The organism is Intrasporangium sp. (assembly GCF_032907665.1).
GTDB lineage: Bacteria > Actinomycetota > Actinomycetes > Actinomycetales > Dermatophilaceae > Intrasporangium.
This window is the reverse complement of record NZ_JAJJPG010000133.1, coordinates 1-9,077: the sequence shown is the minus strand read 5'-3', so window position 1 is coordinate 9,077 and position 9,077 is coordinate 1. Positions and strand designations below refer to the sequence as shown.

Below are 9,077 nucleotides of genomic sequence, written 5' to 3'. Positions count from 1 at the left end.
AGAACGACCACGCGTTCCACAGCGGGATCATCACCTGGCGCACGCCGTCGCGGATCGCCTGCTCGGTGACGACGAGGTTGCCGCCGCGCAGGATCGGGCTGCTCATGAGGAACCACCGCATGGCGTCGGCGCCGTCGCGGTTGAAGACCTCGGTGACGTCGGGGTAGTTGCGCAGCGACTTGCTCATCTTCTGCCCGTCGGAGCCGAGCACGATGCCGTGGCTGATGCACGAGGAGAAGGCGGGGCGGTCGAAGAGCGCGGTGGCGAGGATGTGGAGCGTGTAGAACCAGCCGCGGGTCTGGCCGATGTACTCGACGATGAAGTCGCCCGGGAAGTGGTGCTCGAACCACTCGGCGTTCTCGAAGGGGTAGTGGACCTGGGCGAAGCTCATCGAGCCCGAGTCGAACCACACGTCGAGGACGTCCTCGACGCGGCGCATGGTCGACTCCCCCGTCGGGTCGTCGGGGTTGGGCCGGGTCAGCTCGTCGATGAACGGGCGGTGCAGGTCCGTGACCTCGACGCCGAAGTCCCGCTCGAGCTCCTCGACGGAGCCGTAGACGTCGATGCGCGGATACTCCGGGTTGTCAGACTTCCAGACAGGAATAGGGCTGCCCCAGAAGCGGTTCCGCGAGATCGACCAGTCGCGTGCATTGGCGAGCCACTTGCCGAACTGGCCGTCCTTGATGTGCGACGGCGTCCACTCGATCTGCTGGTTGAGCTCGAGCATCCGCTCCTTGATCTTCGTCACCTCGACGAACCACGATGACACCGCCATGTAGATGAGCGGCTCACGGCAGCGCCAGCAGTGCGGGTAGCTGTGCTCGAAGCTCTCCCGCCGCAACAGCACGGTGCCGTCGGTCACGGAGCCGGTGTCGCCCTCGCCGCGGGTCATCGCCTTGAAGTGGTCGATGATGTGCGCGTTGGCGTCGAAGACGTGCATCCCTTCGTAGTCGACGACGGGGTAGGTGAAGCGGCCCTCCGCGTTGACGGGGATGACCGGCGGGATCCCCTCGCGGTCGGTGACGAGCTTGTCCTCCTCACCGAAGGCGCCCGCGCTGTGGACGAGGCCCGTGCCGTCGGTCGTCGTGACGAAGTCGGCCTCGACGACCCGGTGCGCGCGCTCGTGGCCGGCGTAGTACGTGAACGGCGGCGTGTAGGACCGACCGAGCAGGTCGGCGCCGGTGAGCCGCTCGACGATCCGTTCCGGCAGGCTCCCGGGGTCCGAGCCTCCGAGTTCCTTCGCGTAGGCGCCGAGGCGTGCCTCGGCGATGACGTAGCGCTCCGTCCTGCCTGTGAAGTCCGACTCGACGACGACGTAGTCGATGTCCGGGTGGACCATGATCGCCAGGTTGGCCGGCAGCGTCCACGGGGTCGTCGTCCAGACGAGCGCGAGCTCCCCGGTCTCGAGGCGCAGGCCGACGGTGACCGCGGGGTCCTGGCGCATCTGGTAGACGTCGTCGTCCATCCGCAGCTCGTGGTTGGACAGCGGCGTCTGGTCGTTCCAGCAGTAGGGCAGCACCCGGAAGCCCTCGTAGACCAGGCCCTTGTCGTAGAGCGTCTTGAAGGCCCAGATGACCGACTCCATGTAGCCGGGCTCGAGCGTCTTGTAGTCGTTGTCGAAGTCGACCCAGCGGGCCTGGCGGGTCACGTAGTCCCGCCACTCCCCCGTGTACTTGAGCACGGACGCCCGACAGGCGTCGTTGAACGTGTCGATGCCGAGGTCGAGGATGTCCTGCTTGGTCTTGAGGCCGAGCTGCCGCTGCGCCTCGAGCTCGGCGGGCAGGCCGTGGGTGTCCCAGCCGAATCGCCGCTCGACGCGCCGCCCGCGCATCGTCTGGTAGCGGGGGACGATGTCCTTGACGTAGCCGGTGAGCAGGTGGCCGTAGTGGGGCAGCCCGTTGGCGAACGGCGGACCGTCGTAGAAGACGAACTCGTTGGAGCCGTTCTCCCCCGCCTCGCGGTTCTCGACGGACGCGATGAAGGTGCCGTCCTCGTCCCAGTACTTCAGGACGCGCTCCTCGATCTCGGGGAAGCGCGGGTTCGACGGGACGCCGGCCCTGCTCTGGGCAGCGCCGGACGGGTCGGTGGTGACCTTGGGATACACCATGGGTCGTGGTCTCCTGCTTGCGTGGCTCGTGACTGCTCGTGGGACTGCTCGTTCACGAGGACGACATCACCTTCACGGGTGAGCCGCGGTACCACCCCGCTTGCCGCGGGCCGCACGACTCACGCGAAGCGAGCCCAGCGGCATACGACCACTCTTGTCAAGGCTGTGACGGGCCCACCCGTCCGGTTCTAGTGAGCCCCAGCCGGGCTGGGACCGTTCTTCCGGAGGCTCGCCGCTGATGACGGCTCAGACGCCTGTGGGCCAAAGTCTAGCCTGTGAGCGTGCCCTCCTTCCCGCCCAGGCTCATCAAGCGCGTCGTGTCCGACAAAGACGTCAAGCGGACGTATGCCGCTGACGCCGGGCCCGAGCCCAGGGACCCGGCGCACGACGCCGCCTCCGACTACACGGTCGTGCGCGCCAGGGACGTCGAGGACGTCGTGGCCGTGCTCGAGCACGCGGCCGCGACCGGAACGCCCGTGGTCCCCCAAGGCGCACGGACGTCCCGCGTCGGCGGGGCCAGGGCATCGGAGGGCTGCATCGTCCTCAACGTCGAGGCGCTCGACGCCATCGAGACGATCGACCCGCTCGAGGGGATCGCCGTCGTCGGGCCCGGCGTCGTCAACGCAAACCTCAAGGCGGCTGCCGCGGAGGCGGGACTCTTCTACGGCCCCGATCCCGCATCGACCGACACGTGCACCATCGGCGGGAACGTCGCGACGAACGCCGGAGGCCTGTGCTGCCTCAAGTACGGCGTCACCGCGGACTGGGTCACCGCCCTCGAGGTCGTGCTGCCCGGCGGTGAGGTCATGCGGACCGGCCACCGGACCGCGAAGGGGGTGACGGGTCTTGACCTGACCGGGCTGGTCGTCGGGTCGGAGGGGACCCTGGGGGTGGTGACGAAGGTGGTGACGCGGCTCGTGCCGGCGCCTGACCCGGCGTTGACCGCGTTGGCGACGTTCGGATCGCTCGACGCGGCGGTGCGCGGGGTCGCCTCGCTGCGGCTGGACCGGCACCGACCGTCCCTCCTCGAGATCCTCGACCGAGCGAGCGTCGCGGCCGTGCAGTCGTTCGGCGACTACGGTTTCCCGGCCGACTGCGAGGCGGTCCTCCTCGTCCAGTCGGACCGGCCCGGGCACGCGGCGGAGGATGTCGCACGCTACGGCGAGCTGTTGTCCGCGGCCGGGGCGCTGGAGGTCGCGGTGGCCGAGGACCGCCTCGAGGCCGACCTCCTCCTCCAGGGCCGGCGCGTGCTCAGCACCGCGATCGAGTCGCTCGGCGCCCGGATCGCCGAGGACGTCTGCGTGCCCGTCGGACGGCTCGGGGACTACGTCCGGGGCGCCGCGCACGCCGCAGCGCGATGGGACCTGCCGATCCCCGTGAGCGGCCACGCCGGCGACGGCAACCTCCACCCGTCGATCGTCTACCCTTACGGCGACGACGACGCCCGTCAGCGCGCCTGGGGAGCCTTCGACGAGCTGATGCGGCTCGGACTCATGCTGGGCGGGACCGTCGCCGGCGAGCACGGCATCGGATCGGTCAAACGGCGCTGGCTCGTCGAGGAGGTGGGGCCTCGCGAGGTGGAGCGGCAGCGCGCGATCAAGGCGGTCTTCGACCCGGCGGGGATCATGAACCCCGACGTCGTCTTCGTCACTGCCGGGCGGCCCGGCCACCCCGACTGATAGGAAGACGACATGGGCGACATGACTGACGTGGAGACGACCGGTGCCTGGCTCAGCCGCGAGGACCTCGACAATGCCCGAGAACGGCTGCCGATCCTCTACGTCAACGCGGTCCCCGTGCGCGTCGACGATCGAGGCGTCGTCACGCACCTCGGCCTGCTCCTGCGCGCCGACAACGACGGGGGCATCGGGCAGGAGGTCGTCGGCGGCCGCGTCCTCTACCACGAGAAGATCCGCGATGCCCTCGCCCGCCACATCGAGAAGGACCTCGGGCCGATGGCCCTACCTCGCATCCCGGTGTCCCCGCAGCCCTTCACCATCGCCGAGTTCTTCCCTACGCCCGGCGTGACCGCCTACCACGACTCGCGCCAGCACGCCGTCTCGCTCGCCTACATCGTCGCCGTCGTCGGGGACTGCCGGCCGCAACAGGACGCCCTCGACCTGTCCTGGGTCACCCCGGAGGAGGCCGCGAGCATGGCCGTCCGTGGCGAGATGGCGGGCTCTCACGGGGTGCTCGTTCGGCAGGCGCTGGCGCACGTCGGCTTCCCCGTCTGAACGCCGCGTCGCTCTTCGCGAGACGGCGCGAGGGGGCCACGGCCGAAGCCGGGGCCCCCTCATTTGCGTAGTGGATATCAGACCGCGATCACGGGATCGGAGTCGGGAAGAGCGTTCCCGGACCAGCGTCCTCGGTGAAGTCGATCGCTGTCCTCTCGACACAGTCACTCTGACGTCCGGTGAACGCGTCGTCCCCGGTGGAGTACGTCACGTACCACGCAACAGTCGCGTCATCGTCGACCGCGACGCTCGTGTTGCTCGTGCCGACCGTCTCGGACTCTGCTCCACCGGTGAGTGTCTCGACCTCCTCGTAGAGGAGACCGCCGCTGCCCAGGGTGTCGCCGTGCAGCTGGCAGTTCGCCACGGTGTCGTAGAGCCGGAACGTCACGGTCCCTCCGGCCGGCAGGTTCTTGCCGGTCACCGACGAGCTGATGGTGGCCTCGTCGTTCGGGTACACGCTCTGGTCCGTGCTGATCTCTGTCGGGATCTGCCGAACGATGACGGCCTCGTCAGGATCCGAGACGCAGTCCATGTTGTGGTCCGTCGCGAGCGTGTTCGGCGCGTCGCCGCTGTACTCAGCCACCCAGTAGTACTGGCCCGGCTCGTCCGGCGTGAAGCTCACCGGACCGTAGGTGCCGTCACCGCTGATCGTGGTGACGTCCTGCGGGTTCGTGCCCGTGCCCGTCGCCAAGGTCGTGCAGTCGTCCTTGTAGAGGGTGAAGGTGATGGTGCCGCCGGCGGCTGCACCCGCGGTTGTCGGGTTGATGGAGCCGTCGCTGCCGATGCCACCGCTTCCGGGCTGGTTGGCCGTCCCAGTGAGGGTGGCCTCGTCCGTCACAGGCTGTCCGAAGTCGACCGGACCGTCGCCGGCGTCCGTGTCGAGCACAGGAGTGACCGGGTTGACGACGAAGCACTCGCCGCTACTGCTGTCCCTCGAGTCGGGCACGCCCGCTGCCGCATCACCGGAGAACTCGGCGCGCCAGCAGTAGCGCCCGACAGAGGTGATCTCCACCGTGTCGGACTGGTACGTCCCGTTTGCGGTGACGGTCTGGGCGGATCCGACCTGGTCACCACCGGTCTCGCAGGTCTCGGTGGAGGTGAGCTCCATCGGACCGCAGATGCTGAACGTCAGCTCCGCGCTGAAGGTGGTGATGCCCGTCACCGTGATCTGAGCCGAGTCGTAGGCGTCGATCGTGCCGTCGGCCGGAATGTCCGCCTCGGTGAAGTTCGGCGTGGTCACGGTTTCGGAGGAGCACTCGCCGAGGTTGCCGAGCGAGAAGTCGAACAGGGTGGCCGTGAGCGACTGCGAGGAGCGGGTGTCGGCGGTGAAGGTGTTGAAGCACTTGCCGCCCAGGCCGGTGTCGGTCAGGTTGAGGCCGCCCTCGTAGAACTCGGTGCTGAGAAGTTCGTTACCGACCCCGCTCTTGAAGTTGGCGGTGAGCCACGGAGTGGTGATCGTGGCGGTGTTCACCGTCGCGCAGGCCGTGTCACCGGCCCCCGTCGTCTTGCAGTCGGCTCCCCCAGTGATGGGTGTGGGGTTCAGCGAGCCCGGCGTCGCCGGGTCGGGCCGGTCCCACCTGTAGACGTCGATGTTGGGGACGACGCCACCGTTGGTGAAGGCCGACACGATGAGGAGGTCGCCGTCCTCGTGGTCCCCCGTGAAGTCGGCGGTGCCTCCGGCGGAGTCACACGCCACCTCGTCCTGGAGGAACCAGAAGGCCACGTTGGCGTTCCCGGTGTTCTTGTTGCGTTCGAGCGCGAAGTAGAGGATCTCGTCTCCGCTCGTGGGGTCGGTGTACGAGGCCGCGTAGGCGTTCATCACGTCGATGGCGCTGTTGACGTTGTTCGAGAAGGTGCAGTCCCAACCCGTACTGATCGGGAGCGTGTCCTTGCTTCCGGTCGTGAAGGTGGAGGCATCGCTCGTGATGAACGTGTCGCCGTTGTTGCTGAAGTCCTTGGTCAGGACGGCCGCATCGAAGCCGTCTGGCAACGGATCGATGTCGGCGCCGTCGGCGTCGAAGATGGAGTCCCAGTCGACGGTCTGGGTGGTGCCGCCGACATTCGTCGTGGAACTCGCGACGACATCGCCGTCGAGCTGGAAGTCCTCGTCGTGGACGGCGAACGCCGATGGACTCGTGGCCAGGGCCAAGGCGCCCCCCAAGGCGACCGCGGCCACGGCGGCCGGCACGAGGCGCCGGCGCGAACGTGTTCGAAGGTTGCTCACATCTCCCCCTATGGGAATGAGTTGATCGAATCGATCTGTGCCTCACCGCGGCTGAGGACACTCCCAGCGCGGCGGCAGGCCTCCCCCCGAGTTCACACCTGTGAAACGCAGGCTCCGCCAGGTCACGGAGCGTGCAGCCAAATCAGCACCCCAACCCCCTGTGTCGGGGGCCTCTCGGCGAGAGCGACCGAGAGACGCATCTGTCAGGTTAGGCACAACGCCCTGCCCAGGATGGGGAAATCAGAGAAAGTCGCGAGCCATTCCAGGACCAATTGCACAAAAGCGTAGAGGCGTCCCGGGGGCAACTCGCCATATGGCGAATTCGACTGATAGGTCGGTTCTTTCATGACTTCGTCAACGACTCTTGGGGCATTCGGGACGGCTTTCCACGACGGCGAGACCAGCGCTTCACTCGTACCTACCATCAAGAGATCAGGCGGGCAGTGGAAGTCCCGCCTCGAGGCTCATGAATAGCCATTGCGGGCGAATATCGATGTACCGCACCATCACGGCCGAGCCGGCGCGAAACGGATATTGGCCATCAATGCCACGGGTTCGGGGGCGCCCGTATCTGGCCGGTCAGCCCGGCCTCTTCTGCACCGATGCATTCACCAGAACGCGTCGGGACCCGCCCGGGCGGGGGAAACCCGGGCACCTCCACACATGAAGGAAGCAACCATGAAGTACCTCAAGTCTCTGCTCGTCGCCACCATCGCGTTCGTCGTGGCCGTCGTCATGGCCAACCCGGCCGCTGCGGTCGCGGCGAAGTTCCACAGTGCGACCGGCAGCGTCAACAACGCCGGATCCCTCGTCGTCAGCTTCGACGAGCGTGGTCTCGGCAATGGCAACATCGACTACACCCTCGACGCCGACGCCACCGCCCTCTACGCGTGCATCAACGGCGGAGGGAAGCACCCCCAGGCCGCGAACAAGGAGTCCTTCGAGGGCTCGGTGACGGCCGGTGGCAGCTTCGAGTCGAAGAACGGCCGCGTCGTCGCGAGCCTGACGGCAGGGCCCCTCGAGGCTCCCCAGTTCCAGTGCCCGAAGGGCCAGAAGCGAGTTCTCGCCGCGGTGACCTACACCAACATCGTGCTCACCGACACGACCAACGGCACGAGTGTGTCCGTCGCGGACACCTCGCGCATCTTCGTCAACGTCTGAGACACCTCGGACCAGACCTCCACACGGCGTGGGCCCGGCCGACTTCGCGTCGCCGGGCCCACGCGTCTCTGGCCAAGTCGAGTGGCCCCAGACGCGCGGGTAGCAGTCACGGTGACTCGCTGTCTCATGGGCGTTTGGGGCCACTCGACTTCGGGACGGTGCGTGGCGCACGAGTCAGCGGGCGTGCGGGAGCGCGCTCAGCGGCATACGACCGGTCAGTGCTGGTGCTCGAGCAGGTCCTTGCGCCCGGCCCCGAGGACGGTGAGCGGCAGGAGGGTCTTGCCGGTCGGCCCGATCTCGATCTCGGTCCCCATCTGGGGGCAGACCCCGCAGTCGAAGCAGGGCGTCCACCGGCAGTCGTCGACCTCGCGCTCGTCGAGGGCGTCCTGCCAGTCCTCCCACAGCCACTCCTTGTCGAGGCCGGAGTCGAGGTGGTCCCACGGGAGCACCTCGTTGCGTTCGCGCTCGCGCGTCGTGTACCAGGCCACGTCCACCGGCAGGTCCGCGAGGGCCCGCTCGGCGGCGGCCATCCAGCGCTCGTAGGAGAAGTACTCCGACCAGCCGTCGAAGCGCCCGCCGTCGCGCCAGACCTCCTCGATGACCCGCCCCACTCGCCGGTCACCACGCGACAGCAGGCCCTCGACGATCCCCGGCTGGCCGTCGTGGTAGCGGAAGCCGATGGAGCTGCCATAGCGCTTGTCGGCCCGGATCGCGTCGCGCAGCCGCACCAGCCGCGCGTCGGTCTCCTCCGCCCCGAGCTGGGCGGCCCACTGGAACGGCGTGTGCGGCTTGGGGATGAAGCCGCCGATCGACACGGTGCACCGGATGTCGCGACGGCCCGAGACCTGTCGACCGGTCTCGATGACCTTCGTCGCGAGCTCGGCGATCTGCAGGACGTCCTCGTCGGTCTCCGTCGGCAGCCCGCACATGAAGTAGAGCTTGACCTGGCGCCACCCGGCGCCGTAGGCGGCGGCGACGGTGTTGATGAGGTCCTCCTCGGACACCATCTTGTTGATGACGCGCCGGATCCGCTCCGACCCGCCCTCGGGAGCGAACGTGAGCCCGGAGCGCCGCCCGTTGCGGGTGAGCTCGTTGGCGAGGTCGATGTTGAAGGCGTCGACGCGGGTGGACGGCAGCGACAGTCCTGTCTGCGTCCCCTCGTAGCGGTCGGCGAGGCCCTTGGTGAGGTCGGCGATCTCGGAGTGGTCCGCGGACGACAGTGACAGGAGCCCGACCTCCTCGAAGCCGGTCGCGGCGAGGCCGCGCTCGACCATCTCGCCGATGCCGGTGATCGACCGCTCACGCACCGGACGGGTGATCATGCCGGCCTGGCAGAAGCGGCACCCCCGCG

6 protein-coding genes are annotated in these 9,077 nt (G+C 68.2%); 3 read left to right on the top strand and 3 right to left on the bottom strand.

Annotation, left to right across the window (positions count from 1 at the left end):
* The coding region (gene ileS, locus LOY02_RS15785) for an isoleucine--tRNA ligase (protein ID WP_317183321.1) at window positions 1-2,107 on the bottom strand (2,107 nt) is incomplete at its 3' end.
* A 281-nt stretch (window positions 2,108-2,388) separates the two neighbouring features.
* On the opposite strand from ileS, the gene LOY02_RS15780 reads away from it, so the two are divergent.
* Window positions 2,389-3,786: an FAD-binding oxidoreductase gene (locus LOY02_RS15780; protein ID WP_317183320.1), complete on the top strand. Its 1,398-nt coding sequence runs from the start codon at window positions 2,389-2,391 to the stop codon at window positions 3,784-3,786.
* A gap of 12 nt (window positions 3,787-3,798) precedes the next feature.
* A complete protein-coding gene (locus tag LOY02_RS15775; protein ID WP_317183319.1) occupies window positions 3,799-4,341 on the top strand; it encodes an NUDIX hydrolase family protein in 543 nt (180 codons plus the stop codon).
* An 88-nt stretch (window positions 4,342-4,429) separates the two neighbouring features.
* Here the strand turns inward: LOY02_RS15775 and LOY02_RS15770 are convergent, their stop codons facing one another.
* A complete protein-coding gene (locus LOY02_RS15770) occupies window positions 4,430-6,565 on the bottom strand; it encodes a hypothetical protein (RefSeq protein ID WP_317183318.1) in 2,136 nt (711 codons plus the stop codon).
* A 678-nt stretch (window positions 6,566-7,243) separates the two neighbouring features.
* Between LOY02_RS15770 and LOY02_RS15765 the strand changes: the two genes are divergently transcribed.
* Complete coding sequence (locus LOY02_RS15765) at window positions 7,244-7,726, top strand: hypothetical protein (RefSeq protein ID WP_317183317.1); 483 nt, start codon at window positions 7,244-7,246, stop codon at window positions 7,724-7,726.
* A gap of 215 nt (window positions 7,727-7,941) precedes the next feature.
* Here the strand turns inward: LOY02_RS15765 and LOY02_RS15760 are convergent.
* Window positions 7,942-9,077, bottom strand: a 1,136-nt coding sequence (locus tag LOY02_RS15760; protein WP_317183316.1) for a radical SAM protein, incomplete at its 5' end; no start/stop codon positions are given.

Coding starts and splice junctions, on each gene's coding strand:
- LOY02_RS15775 (WP_317183319.1), top strand. CDS start 3,799: ATGGGCGACATGACTGACGTGGAGACGACCGGTGCCTGGCTCAGCCGC.
- LOY02_RS15765 (WP_317183317.1), top strand. CDS start 7,244: ATGAAGTACCTCAAGTCTCTGCTCGTCGCCACCATCGCGTTCGTCGTG.